Here is an 18,442-nt window from a genome sequence, read left to right as displayed (position 1 = left end):
GTTCCCACCAGCGTAGTCGAAGGGAACATCAAGGGGCGATCGCCGTTCCCTAAGCGTAGTCGAAGGGAACATCAAGGGGGCGATCGCCGTTCCCATCAGCGTAGTCGAAGGGAACATCAAGGACGATCGCGGTTTCGACCTCCCTCAACCACCAACATCAATACGTTCCCTGAGCGTAGTCGAAGGAAACATCAGGGGGAGGAAGTGAGGTTGACAAAAGTGAATTAGTAGATTTTATAATGGCTGTCTGGGTCAAATGGCAACAAGATGAAAATATAGGAATCCTAAACGATTCATGAACAATTTCTGTTCCCTGTTCCCTTTCCTCACTGATAATTTCTCAAGTCAAATAGGATGACTATATAGATTTACTAATTGATGAATTTACGCCAAGGCGAAAATCTAAATCAGATTGAGCATTGCTGAATACTGAGATGAAGTCTACCGAAAATGTTCACTTTCAGATATCTTGATAGTCTTGCTGTTTGTCAACTTGAGGTAATGTAGTGCCAGTAAATGCCGATAAACCCCACTTGTGGAAACAAGATATTGCCCAGTCCGTAGACTTTTACAACAGTTGGTTTATGGAATTTGCTCCTAGGGCTTACCTTGAAACTCGCATTGTCACAACTCAACAAGTTGAATCAGCATTGACTTGGACAGCCAATCTAACCAACATCACCCCCACAGTCCTGCGCCAACATCCATCCGTACTACCAATACTGCGGATGACAACAGCACCACCCATCGCTCGTGACCGTCTGATGGGACTAGCCGGGGTGTCACCCAATCTTGTCAAAAACATGGAAGACAAGCAACGCATCCCACCAAAAATGGATACCACAATGCTGGATGCCGAACTGGCAAAAATCGCTCAGGTGATAGCACGGCTAATTGATAAAGACATCTTCCCTTGGCTAGAAACAAAGCTAGATCCCACAGAGACACAAATCCACCGATCAGCAACCATTGTTGCCGACCGTCTTTGTGGAGCCTTGGCTGACCCTATTATTCGTAACACCCAAGAACAAAGACAACTGGCCACAATTAGGCAGTGGTTAGAAGAACGAGGTTACTCTTACATCAAGGGAGGTAGTGGACTAAGATTTGAAACCATGCAACCAGGAACCTTCGTGTTTCGGCTCAACATTCCCGTCAGTTTGCAGTCTGGCAACAAACAAGTCAACATCCCCATTGATGCCGTGATCATGCCCAGACAGTCTGCTCCTGGCGATTTACCTCTCCTCATTGAAGCTAAATCAGCTGGAGATTTTACCAACCCCAACAAGCGACGCAAAGAAGAAGCCATTAAAGTTGCTCAACTCAGGAGCAACTACGGTAATACAGTCCGTTTTGTTCTATTTCTTTGTGGTTATTTTGACAGCGGCTATTTAGGCTATGAAGCAGCCGAAGGAATTGACTGGTTATGGGAACATCGCATTGATGACCTAGCATTATTTGGCGTTTGACTTTCCCTCTGGCTGAAGCTGTATCGCTTCAAACATCCTCTGACGTGAAACGAGTTTTTTATGAATGTAACTACAACTACTGAGCAAGCACGGGTGTTCCGTCAATTACAACTAGATGCAGTCAAAACCCAAGCCGAACGCAATAAATTGGGACAATTTGCCACACCCACAGATTTGGCATTCGACATTGTGCAATATGCAAAAGAGTTATTAACACCACATTCCCAAATCCGGTTTCTTGACCCCGCTTTTGGTACAGGTGCTTTTTATTCCGCATTATTACAGCTATTTTCACCCATACAAGTAAAAGAAGCTGTAGGTTATGAAATTGATTCACACTACGGCTTGGAGGCAATTTCATTTTGGCGCGACACACCACTACAATTACATTTAGCTGACTTTACCCAAGCTATACCACCTAGCTGTGATGATAAAAAAGCTAACTTACTCATTTGTAATCCTCCTTATGTACGACATCATCATTTAAGCCGAATTGAAAAGCAGCGATTACAAAATCAAACTTTTCAGATCACAGGAATAAAACTCAGTCAGTTAGCTAGTCTTTACTGCTATTTCTTGTGCATGGCTGATGCTTGGATGGCGGATAATTGTATTGCTGGGTGGCTCATTCCTAGTGGATTTATGGACGTAAATTATGGACAACAAATTAGGGAGTATCTGTTAAGCAGTGTTACCTTGTTGCGTGTTCATTTGTTTCATCCAAATAATGTCCAGTTTGCAGATGCTTTAGTTACCAGTGCAGTTGTTTGGTTCAAGAAGACTGTACCACCAGCAAACCATCATATTCAATTTAGCTATGGTAAAAGTTTAGCAACACCCAACAAAAGCAAGTTGGTTTCTGTAGAGACGCTCCGCTTAACAGCCAAATGGACAAAGATTGGATTTACCCCAAATAATACTCAGTCTAATTTAAAGCAACTTCAGTTAAAAGATTTATTTACTATTAAACGTGGTTTAGCAACAGGGGCTAACAATTTCTTTGTGCTTACAAAAGAACAGGTAATAGCATATCAACTGCCGATTGAATTCTTAAAACCTATTCTGCCCAGTCCCCGTTATTTATTAGTTGATGAAATTGAAGCTGATATAAAAGGTAATCCCATTTTGACACAGCAGCTATTTTTGCTGGACTGTGCATTGCCTATATCTGAGGTGCAAGCCAACTATCCAATGCTGTGGCAATATTTGCAGATGGGAGTAGACAATGGAATTAGCGATCGCTATTTGTGCAGACATCGTTTTCCCTGGTATTCGCAGGAGAATCGTCCACCCTCCCCATTCCTCTGTACCTATATGGGTCGTCAAGATACCAAAAGAGGTAGACCCTTCCGCTTTATTCTCAATCACTCCCAAGCAACAGCTACTAACGTTTACTTGATGTTGTATCCCCTCCCTGATTTGGCTCAAGCATTTTCACAAAATTCCGAATTACTTAAGCAGGTATGGCAGGCTTTAAATGGGATTTCTGATCAAATGCTCATGGGTGAAGGTCGGGTGTATGGAGGTGGACTATATAAGCTGGAACCAAAAGAATTGGGTAATGCTATTGTTTCAATTCCAATATTGTTTTAAGGTGAAACAAAACCAGAAAAATTGCTACTTTGGAAGCTATTGCAACAGATTCTTAGACAGTTCCACCCTAGGGTTTAGCCTCTACTGTGTACATTGCGATCGCGAAGATGCTACACGGGAACCGGGGGTTAGAAACCCCCGTCTCAAAGCTAAAGTCAGATAAATCTGACTAGAAGATTATGTATTTAATCGTCCTGACTGAATGCGATCGCTGTAAGCAGATCGACCAGGGATAAGGTCTACCTAAATCAATGTTTCTATTGCACAACGGCATTAATAACTTGACCAGGATGTAAATATACAGTCCATTGTATCTGAGTGGAAGGGCGGGCAAGATGCCCAACCCACAAGATTTATGATATTAAGGTGTGGTGCTTTGCTATCTGCTTACAGCAGCGCTTCGCTATCTGCTTACAGCAGCGCTTCGCTATCTGCTTACAGCAGCGCTTCGCTATCTGCTTACAGCAGCGCTTCGCTATCTGCTTACAGCAGCGCTTCGCTATCTGCTTACAGCAGCGCTTCGCTATCGCATTGGGGTTGATTTTACCCAGTCCTTTGGAAAGCAACGGATTATGAGTATATTTTTTGTATTATTTGTATTTTTTGTATATAGCATTTCCCATGCTCGTGAGGTACATTTTTTTTTAGTTTGAGGGAATAGGGAATAGGGAATAGGTGTGTATTTCATGAGCCTGAAAAAGGCTTTAAGGGTTTTATCAAGAAGAATTAAGCATGAGAGTTTTCTTTATAAAAATGACTTAATTTATTGCTAAATTAATAATGATATCGGCAAGAAATAATAGTTACATAGACATCATCAACAGCATAAACTAAACGATTTGTATCATCAATTCGCCGTGACCAAAATCCGGCTAAATTTTCCTTGAGAGGCTCTGGCTTACCGATACCCTCAAAAGGCATCCGCATTGTCTCCTCAATCAACTTATTGATTCTTATGAGAGTCTTTTTATCTTGCCCTTGCCAGTAAAGATAATTACCCCAAGCCTCATCAGTCCAGGCTAACATTCTATTCATTTAACAAATCTCGCTGCAGCACTTTCCCCTGTTTAAATTGAGTAATGGAACGTTCTAAATGGGCTGCATTTGCCGGAGACTTCAATAAATACACAGTCTCCATGAGACTATTAAAAAACTCCAGGGACATCACCACCGCATCATCAGCATCCCGTCTGGTGATAATTGTATAGTCAGCATCTTCTGTCACCTGGTCTAAAACCGTTTTTAGACTATTTCTGGCCTCGCTAAAAGAGATAATTTTCATTTGGGGAGAACCTGTACTGTTTATTGTACAAGTATAGCGGGGTTGGGCAAATTGTACAATCCCCAGACTAACCGCTGAGATATAGCAGGGGGAAGCCTTGAAACGCTTGAATTTCAATGGTTTTATCTTCTGTTTATGTCCTAACCACCTTGGCGGTTGCTATATGTATTAGTTTATCGTGGTGAAAAACTTGCAGTTATTGAAGCTAAAAAACGCGATTTTCCCAACTTTCATGACAGCGATCGCCCTTTGCTCCCACTTATCTGATGATGTGAAAAGTCCGGTATCTTGCAGCTACAGTGAGTTGAAAAACTCAGACAGCTATTGTAATCCCAAACCCTGGCAAGATTGGCGAGATTGGCACAGTTAACAAACTGGCCTCCATCAATCTGGGTTAATCAGGTAAAACTGATATTGTATACCTTGTAAAGTTAAAAAAAATAGAAAAATGGTTGACCTAATAACAACAGACCTAATAACAACAGTTGGAGCAGAACTTGGCAAGTATTTAATACAGCAGATATTACACTATTTGTTAACCTCCACCTAAATCAATCAGAATGTAAATATACAGCCCATTTTATCTGAGTGGAAGGACGGGCAAGATGCCCACCCCACAAGATTTATGATATTAAGGTTAAGGTGTGGTGCTGGGCGATCGCCGTTCCCATCAGCGTAGTCGAAGGGAACAATACAAGGGGCGATCGCGGTTTCGACTTCGCTCAACCACCGAGATCAGTTCCCTGAGCGTAGTCGAAGGGAACATCAGGGGCGATCGCGGTTTCGACTTCGCTCAACCACCGAGTTGAGGACAGTCCTAAATCCTTAGCATCAACTGGTTCACAGCAGGTATTGTAACCAAGTTTGTCAAATAAATCTGAGATAGATTCGGGGGTTTTAATATTTTCTAAATCTTGCCAGCTAAGAGTTTGCATTCAATTATTAACCTCCTTTAATATGTTTTTAAATTCATAAATTGGAATCATTGGCCGTAGGGTGGATTTTTCCTTAATTGTTCTTGTATTTCCGGTTTTAATCGGTTATATATTGCGCCCCCATTATCTATAATGCCATCGGGTTTTATTCTTTCAATTGGTTGTTGATACTTATATATAGCTTCGACTAATTGAATTTTAGTTGCTATTCTTTTGTTATCATCTTGAGAGGTTATATCTGAGAAATTCCAATCTGAGGGTAAGTCAAGAGCCTGTTGTAATACCCGGCTTTTTTGCTGATTGTCAGATATTTTTAGTTCTTTCATAAGATTATCTAACGCCTTCTTAGTTCTATTATTAAAGTTTGCATCTTTAAGCGCTTCTTCTTTAATATTTTGTGGTAGAGTATTAATATTATTTGACTCGTCAGGTGTTGGTGGTGTTGTGTTAGCAACTGGGTTAGTTTTTTGTTCTGTAGTAACCGGGTTATTTGTTTGTGTTGTAGGATTACTATTATTTAACTTAGCATCTGTTGTTTTTTGTGTATTATTGTTCTGAGGTTGTAAAAATGTCATTTTTGCAAAAGGATAGAATCTATATAATGTAAAACCCAACAGGATCAAGATGAAAAAACAAAATATCAAAAGTGGAAGAGGATCGCTTATCAAACCATTTATCTTAGTAGCTGAATCTACTGATTTTTCAAGAATATTTTTTTTCTTATCAATTTTTATCCCCAATAAACTTATTTTTTTATCGGGATGGTTTTTCTTAACTTCTGAAAAGACGTTAACAGGAACCTGACCGACACTTACCTGATAAAAGTAGGCAGATAATTCATATTCTCTCAGTAGCTCAAATAATTTTGCCAGAGGTTTGTAAGTAGGTACTATGTAGTAAGAGTCTGAATTAGAATGTAAAGAACTAATTAACTCTTGCCACATCTCCTGGGGAAAATTTAAACCCTGACATTTTGATTGCTCAAAATTTGATTTTTGCCTAATTAATTCTAAATCATTGACAACATCATGAAGAAACTGACTACGACAAATATCCCATACCCTATCTTTAATAAATAACCACTGTATGGACTCTGGGGAAATTTCCTCTTTGAGTAACTGCGGAATAAGTAATTTAATTCCCGCTGTTAATTTGTCTTTGGGGAAATACTGACGGATAGCACCTTGAAACTGTAAAGAGGTACTTTCAGCCTCACTGGGTTGTTTACCTGATTTGATATTTAACCATTTGAGAAACTCTGGTAAAGTCTCTGGGATGACTATGGCGCGCAGGGTGATGAGTCGGACTAAGGGAGGGCTATAAATTTTTTGAGTGATGGCGGTGGTTGCACCTTGAGCATCAAATAAGCTGTACCATTCTTCTAAAGTCAGTTGGTGATTTTCTAAGGTGTCAATAATCGTCTCTACAGATGGGGGTTTGACTTGTGAGAAATTGATTAAGCTTTGTAGTGCGGCTTTAATGGCTTTTTTAGTCGATGCTTTATCAAGAGTCTTTTTTGGTGCTATGTCATCAGCGCTTGGGTCTGTAGGTGACGGGGGTAGTTTACTAATCTCCCTTTTTAAATTCTCATAAGCTCTTAAAAAAGCGGGTTGGATAATCTGAAAGCTGTGGGGTTTGTTTAGTGCTTCTACGTTAAAAGCCCAGGAAATGGGCTGGGTTTTATCTAGATTATGTTTCTTAATGGCTAGGGTATTAACAGTTGTTAAGTTATACTGCTGTGGTTGTAATAATGTGGGTTTTGTAGGTACTAATTCTATATAGTTGGCTGTGGGGTCATAGTCAGATGAAGGAGCCGAGGCTGGGTCAAAATAGGCACATTCTCCTATATTTTTACCATCAAAGGGGTTAAATGTGGGTTTTCCCTGACTTTCCCACCAAGCTAGGACATGGCGCAGGTTATTGGCTCCGGGGGTGAAGAAGTAACGATATACATATAAACTGCACCCTTTTTCATCCTTAGCTCGTGTAACTACAGCCATCACCGCCCAGGAGTCCTCCCTGTCCCCACTACCCGCCCAATGATGGCGGGTTGGTCTGTAGAAGCTCCTTCGGTGAGGGTAAATAATTCTAGGTTAGCAATGGAACGCACGATAACCAGGGGGATGGGGTCTAGGGTGCGGTTCATATGTTTAGCGGTAAATCCTAGGGATACCCAACCACCGTTAGGGGTTCTTTCTACTTTAATACCGGTGCTAAATTCGTGAATTGGAATCATGGTTATTATGTATTTGTATTTCCAACATTTTTAAAGTAAATAAAGTACACACATTAAGATTATAAATCTTGTGGGGTGGGCATCCTGCCTGCTCTTTTCTAAGTGGAATAATATTAAGATTATAAATCTTGTGGGGTGGGCATCCTGCCTGCTCTTTTCTAAGTGGAATAATATTAAGATTATAAATCTTGTGGGGTGGGCATCTTGCCTGCCCTTTTTTAAGTGGAATAATATTAAGATTATAAATCTTGTGGGGTGGGCATCTTGCCTGCCCTTTTTTAAGTGGAATAATATTAAGATTATAAATCTTGTGGGGTGGGCATCTTGCCTGCCCTTTTTTAAGTGGAATAATATTAAGATTATAAATCTTGTGGGGTGGGCATCTTGCCTGCTCTTTTCTAAATTGCTTTTCGAGTCACTCCAGATCCCAGAATTTCTTAAAGAAGTCCAGGATATAAATTGGTTAGGCGATCGCTGCAAGAAGCAGATCAACCAGGGATTAAAAATTCCGTTTGATGCTACACGGGGAACCGGGGGTTAGAAACCCCCGTCTCAAAGCTAAAGTCAGATAAATCTGACTAGAAGATTATGTATTTGATCGTCCTGACCGAATGCGATCGCTGCAAGAAGCAGATCAACCAGGGATTAAAAATTCCGTTTGATGCTACACGGGGAACCGGGGGTTAGAAACCCCCGTCTCAAAGCTAAAGTCAGATAAATCTGACTAGAAGATTATGTATTTGATCGTCCTGACCGAATGCGATCGCTGCAAGAAGCAGATCAACCAGGGATTAAAAATTCCGTTTGATGCTACACGGGGAACCGGGGGTTAGAAACCCCCGTCTCAAAGCTAAAGTCAGATAAATCTGACTAGAAGATTATGTATTTGATCGTCCTGACCGAATGCGATCGCTGCAAGAAGCAGATCAACCAGGGATTAAAAATTCCGTTTGATGCTACACGGGGAACCGGGGGTTAGAAACCCCCGTCTCAAAGCTAAAGTCAGATAAATCTGACTAGAAGATTATGTATTTGATCGTCCTGACCGAATGCGATCGCTGCAAGAAGCAGATCAACCAGGGATTAAAAATTCCGTTTGATGCTACACGGGAACCGGGGGTTAGAAACCCCCGTCTCAAAGCTAAAGTCAGATAAATCTGACTAGAAGATTATGTATTTGATCGTCCTGACCGAATGCGATCGCTGCAAGAAGCAGATCAACCAGGGATTAAAAATTCCGTTTGATGCTACACGGGGAACCGGGGGTTAGAAACCCCCGTCTCAAAGCTAAAGTCAGATAAATCTGACTAGAAGATTATGTATTTGATCGTCCTGACCGAATGCGATCGCTGCAAGAAGCAGATCAACCAGGGATTAAAAATTCCGTTTGATGCTACACGGGGAACCGGGGGTTAGAAACCCCCGTCTCAAAGCTAAAGTCAGATAAATCTGACTAGAAGATTATGTATTTGATCGTCCTGACCGAATGCGATCGCTGCAAGAAGCAGATCAACCAGGGATAACGTCCACCTAAATCAATGCTCCTATAATACACAACCGCATTAATAACTTGACCAGAATGTAAATATACAGCCCATTTTATCTGAGTGGAAGGGCGGGCAAGATGCCCACCCCACAAGATTTATGATATTAAGGTTAAGGTGTGGTGCTGGGCGATCTCCGTTCCCATCAGCGTAGTCGAAGGGAACATCAGGGGGAGGATCGCGGTTTCGACTTCGCTCAACCACCAACATCAATCCGTTCCCATCAGCGTAGTCGAAGGGAACAGTACAAGGGATACCCAACCACCGTTAGGGGTTCTTTCTACTTTAATACCGGTGCTAAATTCGTGAATTGGAATCATTGGCCGCTGGGTGGATTTTTCCTTAATTGTTCTTGTATTTCCGGTTTTAATCCGTTATATGTTGGTTGCCCATCATCTATAATGCCATCGGCTGTTAGTTTTTGACTTGTTTGATACTTATATATAGCTTCGACTAATTGGGTTTTAGTTGCGTTTATTTTGTTATCATCTTGAGAGGTTATATCTGAGAAATTCCAATCTTTGGGTAACTTAAGAGCCTCCTGTAATACCTGGCTTTTTTCCTGATCGTCAGATATGTTTAGTTCTTTCATAAGATTATCTAACGCCTCCTTAGTTCTCTTATTAAAGTTGGCATCTTTAAGCGCTTCTTCTTTAATATCTGATGGTAGAGTATTACTATTATTTGACTCGTCAGGTGTTGGTGGTGTTGTGTTAGCAACCGGGTTAGTTTTTTCTTCTGTAGTAACCGGGTTATTTGCTTGTGTTGTAGGATTACTATTATTTAACTTAGCATCTGTTGTTTTTTGTGTATTATTGTTCTGAGGTTGTAAAAATGTCATTTTTGCAAAAGGATAGAATCTATATAATGTAAAACCCAACAGGATCAAGATTAAAAAACAAAATATCAAAAGTGGAAGAGGATCGCTTATCAAACCATTTATCTTAGTAGCTGAATCTACTGATTTTTCAAGAATATTTTTTTTCTTATCAATTTTTATCCCCAATAAACTTATTTTTTTATCGGGATGGTTTTTCTTAACTTCTGAAAAGACGTTAACAGGAACCTGACCGACACTTACCTGATAAAAGTAGGCAGATAATTCATATTCTCTCAGTAACTCAAATAATTTTGCCAGAGGTTTGTAAGTAGGTACTATGTAGTAAGAGTCTGAATCAGAATGTAAAGAACTAATTAACTCTTGCCACATCTCCTGGGGAAAATTTAAACCCTCAGATTCTGATTCATCAAAATTTGATTTTTGCCTAATTAATTGTAAATCATTGACAACATCATGAAGAAACTGACTACGACAAATAGCCCACGCCCTATCTTTAATAAATAACCACTGTATGGACTCTGGGGAAATTTCCTCTTTAAGTAACTTCGGAATGAGTAATTTAATTCCCGCGCCTAATTTCTCCTTGGGGAAATACTCACGGATAGCACCTTGAAACTGCAAAGAAATACTTTCAGCCTCACTGGGTTGTTTACCCGACTTGATATTTAACCACTGTAAAAACTCTGGTAAAGTCTCTGGGATGACTATGGCGCGCAGGGTGATGAGTCGGACGAAAAGAGGGCTGTAAATTTTTTGAGCAATGGCGGTGTTTGCGCCTTGAGTATCAAATAAAGCCTTCCAATATTGAGGGGTAATTTGTTTATTATCAAGTTCTTTGACAATAACTTGCACAGCATCGGCTTTAACTTGGTTCATTAAAACTCCAATGGCTGACTTGAGCGCCGCTTCATCTATAAATACTGCTGGTAATGATCGGGGTGGTTTACTAATCTCTCTTTCTAAGGTCTCATAGGCCTTGAGGGAAGCGGGTTGGATCATCTGAAAGCTGCGGGGTTTTTCCACTGCTTCTACGTTAAAAGCCCAGGAAATGGGTTGGGTGGAATCCAGATTATGTTTCTTAATAGCTAGGGTGTGGATGGTTGTTAAGTTATACTGCTGTGGTTCTAGTAATGTGGGTTTTGTAGGTACTAGTTCTATATGGTTGGCTGTGGGGTCATGGTCGGGTGAAGGAGCCGAAGCTGGGTCAAAATAGGCACATTGCCCTATATTTTTACTATCCAAGGGGTTAAATGTCGGTCTTCCCTGACCTTCCCACCAAGCTAAGAGATAGCGCAGGTTATTGGCTCCGGGAGTCAAAAAATAACGATATACAGATAAACTGCGCCGTTTTTCATCCCTAGCTCGTGTAACTACAGCTATCACCGCCCAGGAGTCCTCCCCAGTCCCCACTACTCGCCCAATAATGGCGGGTTGGTCTGTAGAAGCTCCTTCGGTGAGGGCAAATTCTTGGTTAGCAATGGAACGCTCTACAGGGTAGGGGATGGGTTCTAGGGTGGAGTTGATATATTTACCCAGAAATCCTAGGGATACCCAACCACCGTTAGGGGTTCTTTCTACTTTAATTCCGGTGCTAAATTCGTGAATTGGAATCATGATTTTACCCTTTATCTAATTCTTGATGTCTGTCACCTGTACACAACCAATAAATGGGAGCCACTAAACCAAAGGGTCGCCACAGTTTGGGATTTTTAATGACTGCGGTTACCCCATCCCGACCACGTTTTAAAACTTGTACATTAGGTTCGGGGTATTTACTCCCCAACATCCCAAAGGCGGAAGCGGTGAAGTAGTCTACTTTACCCCCTCCTATTTGTTGCCAGGCTGTTAATTTGCGGCAGGTTTGGGGAAACCGGGCTTGGGCTAAAAATCCTGGTTTATGGCGGTTTACCCACAGTTCCGACTGTTCACACTTGTTTAAAACTAGGGCTATTCTGCGGGTAGTTGCGTTGATATCTGTGCGGTCTAGGCAGGTTAAAAATTTATCTAAGCCGTTGGCGTATTCACTATCTTTAGCCCGGCTATTACCATCGACTAAAAAGATAATCCCCGTAGCTTGGGAACAGTCTTCTAAATACTGTGCTAGTAGGGGGTCACCGCTGCGCTGAAGCAGGTCACTAAAAAACTCTCCCGAATAGTCTTTACAACTGATGTTGAGAGTTACTAGGTTAGAACCGCTAATTGGGGGGTTACGGCGGGAAAATTGCTTTTTGAGGGTAATACTTAGGGTGTAGTCTAGTAGCTCTGTTGCATCAGCTTTTAAATCCGTAGCTTCTAGTTCTAACCCCTGTTCGAGTATGTTCTGCGCTTGATTGATCAGTTCTTCCCCTGACTCCCCAATGGCGGTGACGACTTGTACGGGACTGCTGGGGTCTGCATTAGGCCATCTTGCTAATGATGCCATATAGCCGGTTTTACCGGAACCGCGATCGCCTATCACCCGAATCACGGCGTTACTTTGTTGGGGTTCTGAGTTAGCTTTAGCAAACCAATTACGCATCATTTCCTAATTTCCTCCCTGTACTTAACCAATAGAGAGGGGACGACTAGATTATAAGGTCGCCATTTTTCAGCATCTCTTAAAACAGCCAGTTTACCCTCGGTTCCCCATTCTAGGGTGCGATTGGGTCGGGGGTCTTTGCGTCCTAGTACTCCAAAGGTAGATATGGCATAAAAGCCGAGATTCTGGGCGGGGATATTCTGTTGTAATATGTGCGTGGTTCTGGGTAAATGCACCTTAAATAAATCAGTTTCGGGGTCAAGACGACCGGGCCATAATTCCCCCCGTTCACATTTACTCATGGCTACTGCTAACCGTAAATTACTAGTCCGTTCGTGTTTATCCATTAATTCCAGAAACCGTTGTATGATGCGACTGTAAGAACTATCGGTTCCCGATTGCCAATGGGTGAGTAAGATTAAACAACCGTTGACATCGGGGGTCAAACATTCCTCAATAAATTCTTGATGTAAAGGGTTGGATGAGCCAAACTCTAAATCCTCAAATATTTCTCCGGGGTAGTCCCTGGCGACTAAATTTATCTGTTCTTGTTGTTTCTGAAACCGGCGTTTAATTTCTATATTAAAGGAGTAGGAAGGTAAATCATAGATAGTGTTGACTTGAGAACTTGTAGGCTCAACGGATGCGCCTTGACTAATGATATTTTCGGCTTTATCTGCTAAGTTTCTGGTGTCGTCATTGACCGCTTGCACTTTCAAGTTTTGATATTCTTTGCTGAACTTAAATGGTTGGTAAGCTAAGGCGGCTAAATAAGTGGTTTTTCCTGACCCTCTAGGGCCAATTACCCGAATGTTTCCCATATTAATATTTGTGCTATAGGACTCGTATTTAATTTGTGAACAAAACCAAGAAATAATACCATAAATGATTCATGAACAATTTCTGTTCCCTGTTCCGGTGTTCCCTGTTCCGGTGTTCCCTGTTCCGGTGTTCCCCGTTCCGGTGTTCCCTGTTCCCTTTCCTCACTATGATTTAGCTAAAAAACTACCTATATAAATCCACGGTAGTTCTAAGACTGACCGATTATGGATGGAGGTAATAAAGCAACGGACTGATACCCGGTTTAAACTTTGATTAATCTGCTGGAGTTGGGTTTGAATAGGTCGGAAATAGCGCTGGACAACGTGCATATGGCGTTGTTGCCAATTCATTTGTGTTCCATTGGGGCTGTATTTGAGTTGTTTAGCCTCCTGTGGCAAATTACAAAACAGGTCAGCCTTATTTAAGCAAATCACTAAATGTCTGAGTTTAGGACATTCATAGCGAAAAAAGTCTACCCAGCGGTCAAAGCGGTTACACCACTGCTCTTGAGTCATAAATTCATCTGGATTTACTCCCATGTTGAAGGTCATCCCCCGATGTGGTGGCAGAATCAGGAAAATTCCCTCACTTTCACTGATTGTGTCTAAAATTTTCTGCCATTCCATTTGATTATCACATTGCCAGCTTTTTCGCCATACCTCTCCAGGCGTATCTATCCAGTCTACTGATACTGATTTATTACCAGTAGGTAACCTGACTTCCACATCTAAGGGGCGGTTGTATATGGTTTGCTGTAGGTCTGTGGGTCTGGTTCCTCCTTGTTCATCCATTAACATCCCTTGCAAAGTTTGATAGTCCTGACTGGTGACTTTGACATATTCAGTTTTGGGGTTAGATAACTCCAAAGCTAAATGTGTTTTACCCGCAGCGCGATCGCCTATATATACTACTCCCACATTTATGGCCTTATACTGATGAAAATAAGTGTATACTATCTGGTAATAGTTGCGATCGCCCCAGTGCTGCTACAAGCAGATCCCTGGGAATGTCTTCATTGTTTGTTTGCGGTTATGGGTTTTACCCTTCCTCACCCTCCCCTGAGGAAGGCTACAGGACTGGGACACAATATTACTTTCTTCCTCACAACCGTACTTTTGTGTAAACAAAACCTTTGCATAGACTGTTAAGGTGATTGGGGGATGTATAAGTAATTTACTTATCAGGAAACCAAACTATGGATAAGAAAGAAAATTCAATTTTACTATTTCTCCTCATCAACGGTATAGTAGTTACGGGGATAGCCTACGGGTGGAAGCAAATCACGTCCCTGCCTAGCTGGTATACTCACGGCAGTGGTGAGTCGGTTAATCTGAATCGGGATGACCAGAATGTGCTGGAAGTGAAACTGACTCAATGGGAAGGGGAAAATAACCGGGTGGATATTCCCTTGAATGAAACAGAATTAACTGTGTTAATGAGTCAAAAACTAGCCAAAAACCCCAAAACATCGCAAGTATTACAGGCTACAAAAGGTCTTAAAGCCAGTATTCAAGAAAATCAGGTGACAGGAGGGGTGGTAGTTCAACCATCCCAGTTACCAGATCGGGCGCGGCGGATGGTGCAGCAGGTATTACCCATGGCGGGCGATCGCCCTTTGTATATAGGTGTTACTAGTAGTCCAATAGTCCAAGATGGACGGATATATTTAAGTGATAATACGCAATTAAGTTTGGGAAGTGTGAGCCTGTCTTTGGCAGATATTACTAAGGTAACAGGGCTGAGTAAGTCAGAAATTAATCAGCAACTCAACTTAGCTATGTCTGATGTGGGGTTGAATGTGGACAGTATTGAGTTTGTGAATGGTGATCTGGTGCTGCGAGGAACCAAGACGGAATTAACCACCCAAGATATTAATAAGCAGGTTGATAGATAGATAGTTAAATAAGATTAAATCCCTTTTAAATCTCTTAAATCCCGTGACTTTTGCCAATTACCCAACTACGCCGGAAAAACCGAGCTAAAGCAGGTTCATCTAAAGATAAATAAATGGGGTCACCGTGGGGACAGGTGCGGGGGTTACGGGTTTGTTGCCATTGGTCTAGTAATGCTTGCATTTGTTCTAAACTCATGGGTGTACCATTGCGAATCGCAGTACGACAGGCGATCGCTACTTGGGCTGTTTTCAGGTCACCGCCCCAACTTAATTCTAAAATTGCTTCTGCACAGTCTTGACGCTGTTGTAACAGTGCGGGTATGCTGCGAATTGCCCAAAGTTGTTCACCAAAGGGGTCTATATCTAAACCAATGGTTTGCAGTTGTGATACTTGAGCGGGGGAAAGTTGATACATAATGATGGCGGGTTCAATGGGAACTAGTTCCCAGCGATCGCAAATTTGCTCATACAATACTCGCTCATGGGCAATGTGTTGTTCTACTAACCACATACCTTGGGGATGTTCTACCACAATATAAGTATTGTTAAGTTGGGCGATCGCTTTTAAAGGTATTGGTGTACAATGGTGTAAATGGGTAGTTTGGGGGTTAGTTTTATAACCCCCTTTACTTTCCGCTGCTTTGACTAATTGACTGACCCGTGTATGATGAAAAGACTCTGGCATCTGGGCGGAACTGATGCGCAGGGCTTGGTTAATTCCCTGGGTAATTTGTTGTTGCCAATAACCCATTTCATGCAAGTATATTTGATGTTTAGCAGGGTGACGATTCCAGTTAACTTGCTCTGGGGGAACAGTAAGATTTAATAAACAAACAGGATAGCGATCGCGTGGTAATGTCCTGTGAAATGCGGATAAAATGCTTTGCTCTAACTCTGGAGATTTGACCATACGCCCGTTAATTCCCACCCGCACCCAATCAGGACGACGGCGGTGACATCTGTCTGGTAAACCTACGACTAAAGCTAATGTACAGTTGGGGGGGTTGGGTAATTGTAGGTTAAATTCTTGGAGGTCACTATATTGCAGCTGGGGGACAATTTGCGGTAATAGTTGTCCTGTAGTGGCGGCTGCAGAAATAGTAAACCATTGGCGGTCATTTTGCCAAACTTGCCAAGTGACACGGGGATGACACAGGGCGATTTGTTGAATTGCTAGTTGTACCCCTCTGGTTTGCTGGGCGGATGTGGGTAAACCCTGGCGGCGCAGGGTACAATTACCGAACAGGTCAGACACTGTGACTACTGTACCAGGGGCGATGGCCGTGGCGGCAAATTCCACAGGTTGGCCACCATGACCATAAACAACCCGGCCAGCCGACATTTGCTCCTGGTGGACGGCTGAGAATTTCTAAATCTGCTAGGGTGGTTAAACTGTGTAAGGCTTCACCCCTAAACCCTAAACTGTTGATTTTCCATAAATCGTCAGCAGAGCGAATTTTACTGGTACTGTGTGCTAGGGCGGCTTGTTGCAAATTATCTGCGTCCATTCCGCAACCGTTATCTGCCACCTGTACCCGCCACTGTTGTGGCCATAGGGAAATTATAATCCTTGTTGCCCCTGCGTCTAGGGAATTTTCGACTAATTCCCGCACTACGGCGGCCAGGGAGTCGATCACTTCTCCGGCGGTAATGAGAGATACAATTTCTGTGGATAGGGTTTGAATAGTAGATGCCATGAGTTACAGTTTAGGGCAAGAGGCGACCACTGTATAGAGTAGGCATTTTTATTGACATTTCTACAGAATTTTTGATTCTTTGTAAAGAAACTCAGGTTTTCTCAATATTCCTGATAGATTGCTGGTGAGACAAGACAGCGAGAAATGCTTATGAACAGTGACTTAACGAGTGAGGTTCATGATCTGAAGTTTCGTTTGCAATGGGGACAACCAGGGTTTACCATCATAGATGTGCGCGATCGCCACAGTTACAATCAAAGTCGCATCACCGGTGCGATCGCCATTCCCCTAAACGATCTGGTAGAACGAGCTACATCTACACTTCACAAAGATCGCCATATTTATATCTATGGCAATGAAGATACCCAGGCTGGCTATGCAGTACAATTATTGCGCGCAGCTGGGTTTACTAATGTGATTCATATTCATGGCGGTTTGTCAGCTTGGAGAACCGTAGGGGGCGCTACAGAGGGGATAGCTGCTTAAGATTGAGTATTTTGATATTTGTCTAAGTCTCTGCGTATTTCCTCGTTTCTCTGTTAGTTTAAACCTTGGCTAGCGGTTTTAAGACTTTATCCAGTAGCAATGTAGGCGGATGATTGTAAGGCCAAGCAAAAGCATGGCGAAAAGCGGTATTTTGACAGGCTTGCAATTGCTTAAAGTTGATTATATCATATGTTAGCAAGTTTTCATACTCAAAGGGTAAGCGCATATTATGTAACCCGGCGTTATCGGTACAGATGGCGATATCTACCCCCGCTGCAAAACAACGGTCAAAAACTAATTTGAGTTGACGTATATCTTCTAATGTGCCGGTTTTGAGGTAAGTTGTGGGACATACTTCTAAACACTGTCCCCGTTGAGCTATATCCTTTAATAGTTCGGGAAATAATAGGGGAATTTGGATACCGTGACCTATGCGCATGAGGTAGGGTAGTAGTTCGGGGTGACAACCGTCTCTAGTTTCATAGAGGTGTCCGGTGGTGTTTAAGCCCTGCGATCGCCCATAATCATATAAGCTTACCCATTCTGCCATGCGTTCATGATAGTAGCGATCGCCCCCAGCGACATCGATAGCACAAACATATTGTTTATTTTGCACTGCTAGGTCAACAATTGCCTGATTGACCTCATAGGGTAAGCGGGTGTGCATACAGAGGATTTGGCTAGTGACAATGGGATACTCTGGTAAATGGCTGGCTTTTCCTACCACTTCCACAATTTCCGCCATTTTATCAATTCTGGCGGTTTGGCTGAGGTGTTCTGGTGTACGTAAATATGGGGTATAGCGCAGTTCTAAATAAGCTAAATTCTCAAAGATATAAGCCCCCCGCAGTAGGCGATAAATAAAGTAGGGTAAGGTTTCTACTGTTTGCACGCTTTCTACTAAGGTGTGTAATTCTAGATATTCATCTAAGGTGTTCCGGGGACGGGTGTAAAATTCTTCAAATTCCCCATATTCAGCAAACTGAGCAATAGAATCTTGACTATGGCGCTCAAAGTACCGCCATAAGACACGGGGAACAACCGAACCGCCCAGGTGTCTGTGTAATTCAGCGTATAAGGCCATAAGAGGTTTTTTGTAAATATGAATTTTACTAATTGTAACAA

At 42.1% G+C, this 18,442-nt stretch carries 18 protein-coding genes and 2 pseudogenes; 9 read left to right on the top strand and 11 right to left on the bottom strand.

The features are described 5' to 3' along the window. Positions 1-506 precede the first annotated feature (506 nt). From AC6IZ0_RS09015 to AC6IZ0_RS09005, 3 genes are all read left to right on the top strand, one after another. Positions 507-1,469 (top strand): XamI family restriction endonuclease, encoded by a 963-nt coding sequence (locus AC6IZ0_RS09015; RefSeq protein ID WP_497725836.1) that lies wholly within the window; start codon positions 507-509, stop codon positions 1,467-1,469. A gap of 60 nt (positions 1,470-1,529) precedes the next feature. Continuing rightward, entirely contained in the window at positions 1,530-3,062 is a 1,533-nt protein-coding gene (locus tag AC6IZ0_RS09010) for an Eco57I restriction-modification methylase domain-containing protein (protein ID WP_271733305.1), read from the top strand. A gap of 318 nt (positions 3,063-3,380) precedes the next feature. Further along, positions 3,381-3,638 carry a hypothetical protein gene (locus AC6IZ0_RS09005; protein WP_497725835.1) on the top strand — a complete coding sequence of 86 codons (258 nt, stop codon included), beginning with the start codon at positions 3,381-3,383 and terminating at the stop codon, positions 3,636-3,638. A 198-nt stretch (positions 3,639-3,836) separates the two neighbouring features. On the opposite strand, the gene AC6IZ0_RS09000 is transcribed toward AC6IZ0_RS09005, so the two are convergent. Next, positions 3,837-4,097 (bottom strand): Txe/YoeB family addiction module toxin, encoded by a 261-nt coding sequence (locus tag AC6IZ0_RS09000; RefSeq protein ID WP_280801948.1) that lies wholly within the window; start codon positions 4,095-4,097, stop codon positions 3,837-3,839. After that, positions 4,090-4,344: a type II toxin-antitoxin system Phd/YefM family antitoxin gene (locus tag AC6IZ0_RS08995; protein WP_271733300.1), complete on the bottom strand. Its 255-nt coding sequence runs from the start codon at positions 4,342-4,344 to the stop codon at positions 4,090-4,092. Before AC6IZ0_RS08995 ends, AC6IZ0_RS09000 begins: the two co-directional genes overlap by 8 nt. Before the next feature lie 162 nt (positions 4,345-4,506). Between AC6IZ0_RS08995 and AC6IZ0_RS08990 the strand changes: the two are divergent. Both AC6IZ0_RS08990 and AC6IZ0_RS08985 read left to right on the top strand, forming a co-directional pair. After that, positions 4,507-4,572, top strand: a pseudogene (locus AC6IZ0_RS08990) (type I restriction endonuclease subunit R); the annotation flags it as partial. Between the two features lie 360 nt (positions 4,573-4,932). Then, complete coding sequence (locus AC6IZ0_RS08985; RefSeq protein ID WP_497725834.1) at positions 4,933-5,091, top strand: hypothetical protein; 159 nt, start codon at positions 4,933-4,935, stop codon at positions 5,089-5,091. On the opposite strand, the gene AC6IZ0_RS08980 is transcribed toward AC6IZ0_RS08985, so the two are convergent. Genes AC6IZ0_RS08980 through AC6IZ0_RS08970 form a run of 3 tightly spaced genes read right to left on the bottom strand, consistent with a single transcriptional unit; the run spans position 5,067 to position 7,515 of the window. After that, positions 5,067-5,279: a hypothetical protein gene (locus AC6IZ0_RS08980; protein ID WP_497725833.1), complete on the bottom strand. Its 213-nt coding sequence runs from the start codon at positions 5,277-5,279 to the stop codon at positions 5,067-5,069. The genes AC6IZ0_RS08985 and AC6IZ0_RS08980 overlap by 25 nt on opposite strands. A 47-nt stretch (positions 5,280-5,326) precedes the next feature. Continuing rightward, positions 5,327-7,279, bottom strand: a complete 1,953-nt coding sequence (locus tag AC6IZ0_RS08975; RefSeq protein ID WP_497725832.1) for a hypothetical protein — start codon at positions 7,277-7,279, stop codon at positions 5,327-5,329. Continuing rightward, a complete protein-coding gene (locus AC6IZ0_RS08970; protein ID WP_497725831.1) occupies positions 7,279-7,515 on the bottom strand; it encodes a hypothetical protein in 237 nt (78 codons plus the stop codon). Before AC6IZ0_RS08970 ends, AC6IZ0_RS08975 begins: the two co-directional genes overlap by 1 nt. Before the next feature lie 1,026 nt (positions 7,516-8,541). Here AC6IZ0_RS08970 and AC6IZ0_RS08965 point away from each other — a divergent pair. Continuing rightward, the gene (locus AC6IZ0_RS08965) at positions 8,542-8,670 is read left to right on the top strand and encodes a hypothetical protein (protein WP_497725830.1); all 129 of its coding nucleotides are present in this window, start codon (positions 8,542-8,544) and stop codon (positions 8,668-8,670) included. Between the two features lie 705 nt (positions 8,671-9,375). On the opposite strand, the gene AC6IZ0_RS08960 is transcribed toward AC6IZ0_RS08965, so the two are convergent. From AC6IZ0_RS08960 to AC6IZ0_RS08945, 4 genes are all read right to left on the bottom strand, one after another. Then, positions 9,376-11,514 carry a hypothetical protein gene (locus AC6IZ0_RS08960; protein WP_497725829.1) on the bottom strand — a complete coding sequence of 713 codons (2,139 nt, stop codon included), beginning with the start codon at positions 11,512-11,514 and terminating at the stop codon, positions 9,376-9,378. Between the two features lie 4 nt (positions 11,515-11,518). Continuing rightward, positions 11,519-12,421, bottom strand: a complete 903-nt coding sequence (locus AC6IZ0_RS08955; protein ID WP_497725828.1) for a hypothetical protein — start codon at positions 12,419-12,421, stop codon at positions 11,519-11,521. After that, positions 12,418-13,239, bottom strand: coding sequence for a TRAFAC clade GTPase domain-containing protein (locus AC6IZ0_RS08950; RefSeq protein WP_497725827.1), 822 nt, complete (start codon positions 13,237-13,239; stop codon positions 12,418-12,420). Before AC6IZ0_RS08950 ends, AC6IZ0_RS08955 begins: the two co-directional genes overlap by 4 nt. A 165-nt stretch (positions 13,240-13,404) precedes the next feature. Beyond that, the gene (locus AC6IZ0_RS08945; RefSeq protein ID WP_497725826.1) at positions 13,405-14,157 is read right to left on the bottom strand and encodes a hypothetical protein; all 753 of its coding nucleotides are present in this window, start codon (positions 14,155-14,157) and stop codon (positions 13,405-13,407) included. 18 nt (positions 14,158-14,175) lie between these two features. Between AC6IZ0_RS08945 and AC6IZ0_RS08940 the strand changes: the two genes are divergently transcribed. Next, entirely contained in the window at positions 14,176-14,388 is a 213-nt protein-coding gene (locus AC6IZ0_RS08940; RefSeq protein ID WP_497725825.1) for a hypothetical protein, read from the top strand. 47 nt (positions 14,389-14,435) lie between these two features. After that, entirely contained in the window at positions 14,436-15,134 is a 699-nt protein-coding gene (locus AC6IZ0_RS08935; protein WP_497725824.1) for a hypothetical protein, read from the top strand. Between the two features lie 34 nt (positions 15,135-15,168). Here AC6IZ0_RS08935 and mutL read toward each other — a convergent pair. Further along, positions 15,169-16,831: pseudogene (gene mutL / locus AC6IZ0_RS08930) on the bottom strand (DNA mismatch repair endonuclease MutL). A 150-nt stretch (positions 16,832-16,981) separates the two neighbouring features. Between mutL and AC6IZ0_RS08925 the strand changes: the two are divergent. Continuing rightward, a complete protein-coding gene (locus AC6IZ0_RS08925; RefSeq protein WP_497725823.1) occupies positions 16,982-17,317 on the top strand; it encodes a rhodanese-like domain-containing protein in 336 nt (111 codons plus the stop codon). 58 nt (positions 17,318-17,375) lie between these two features. On the opposite strand, the gene AC6IZ0_RS08920 is transcribed toward AC6IZ0_RS08925, so the two are convergent. Beyond that, positions 17,376-18,401, bottom strand: a complete 1,026-nt coding sequence (locus AC6IZ0_RS08920; RefSeq protein WP_497725822.1) for an adenosine deaminase — start codon at positions 18,399-18,401, stop codon at positions 17,376-17,378. Positions 18,402-18,442: the final 41 nt, after the last annotated feature.

The organism is Anabaenopsis sp. NIES-4685 (genome assembly GCF_059725405.1).
Note: the sequence above shows the minus strand (reverse complement) of the source record. Positions and strands in the feature narration are given on the sequence as shown.

Coding starts and splice junctions, on each gene's coding strand:
- AC6IZ0_RS09010 (WP_271733305.1), top strand. CDS start 1,530: ATGAATGTAACTACAACTACTGAGCAAGCACGGGTGTTCCGTCAATTA.
- AC6IZ0_RS09000 (WP_280801948.1), bottom strand. CDS start 4,097: ATGAATAGAATGTTAGCCTGGACTGATGAGGCTTGGGGTAATTATCTT.
- AC6IZ0_RS08995 (WP_271733300.1), bottom strand. CDS start 4,344: ATGAAAATTATCTCTTTTAGCGAGGCCAGAAATAGTCTAAAAACGGTT.
- AC6IZ0_RS08980 (WP_497725833.1), bottom strand. CDS start 5,279: ATGCAAACTCTTAGCTGGCAAGATTTAGAAAATATTAAAACCCCCGAA.
- AC6IZ0_RS08975 (WP_497725832.1), bottom strand. CDS start 7,279: ATGGCTGTAGTTACACGAGCTAAGGATGAAAAAGGGTGCAGTTTATAT.
- AC6IZ0_RS08970 (WP_497725831.1), bottom strand. CDS start 7,515: ATGATTCCAATTCACGAATTTAGCACCGGTATTAAAGTAGAAAGAACC.
- AC6IZ0_RS08965 (WP_497725830.1), top strand. CDS start 8,542: ATGTATTTGATCGTCCTGACCGAATGCGATCGCTGCAAGAAGCAGATC.
- AC6IZ0_RS08960 (WP_497725829.1), bottom strand. CDS start 11,514: ATGATTCCAATTCACGAATTTAGCACCGGAATTAAAGTAGAAAGAACC.
- AC6IZ0_RS08955 (WP_497725828.1), bottom strand. CDS start 12,421: ATGATGCGTAATTGGTTTGCTAAAGCTAACTCAGAACCCCAACAAAGT.
- AC6IZ0_RS08950 (WP_497725827.1), bottom strand. CDS start 13,239: ATGGGAAACATTCGGGTAATTGGCCCTAGAGGGTCAGGAAAAACCACT.
- AC6IZ0_RS08940 (WP_497725825.1), top strand. CDS start 14,176: ATGAAAATAAGTGTATACTATCTGGTAATAGTTGCGATCGCCCCAGTG.
- AC6IZ0_RS08935 (WP_497725824.1), top strand. CDS start 14,436: ATGGATAAGAAAGAAAATTCAATTTTACTATTTCTCCTCATCAACGGT.
- AC6IZ0_RS08925 (WP_497725823.1), top strand. CDS start 16,982: ATGAACAGTGACTTAACGAGTGAGGTTCATGATCTGAAGTTTCGTTTG.
- AC6IZ0_RS08920 (WP_497725822.1), bottom strand. CDS start 18,401: ATGGCCTTATACGCTGAATTACACAGACACCTGGGCGGTTCGGTTGTT.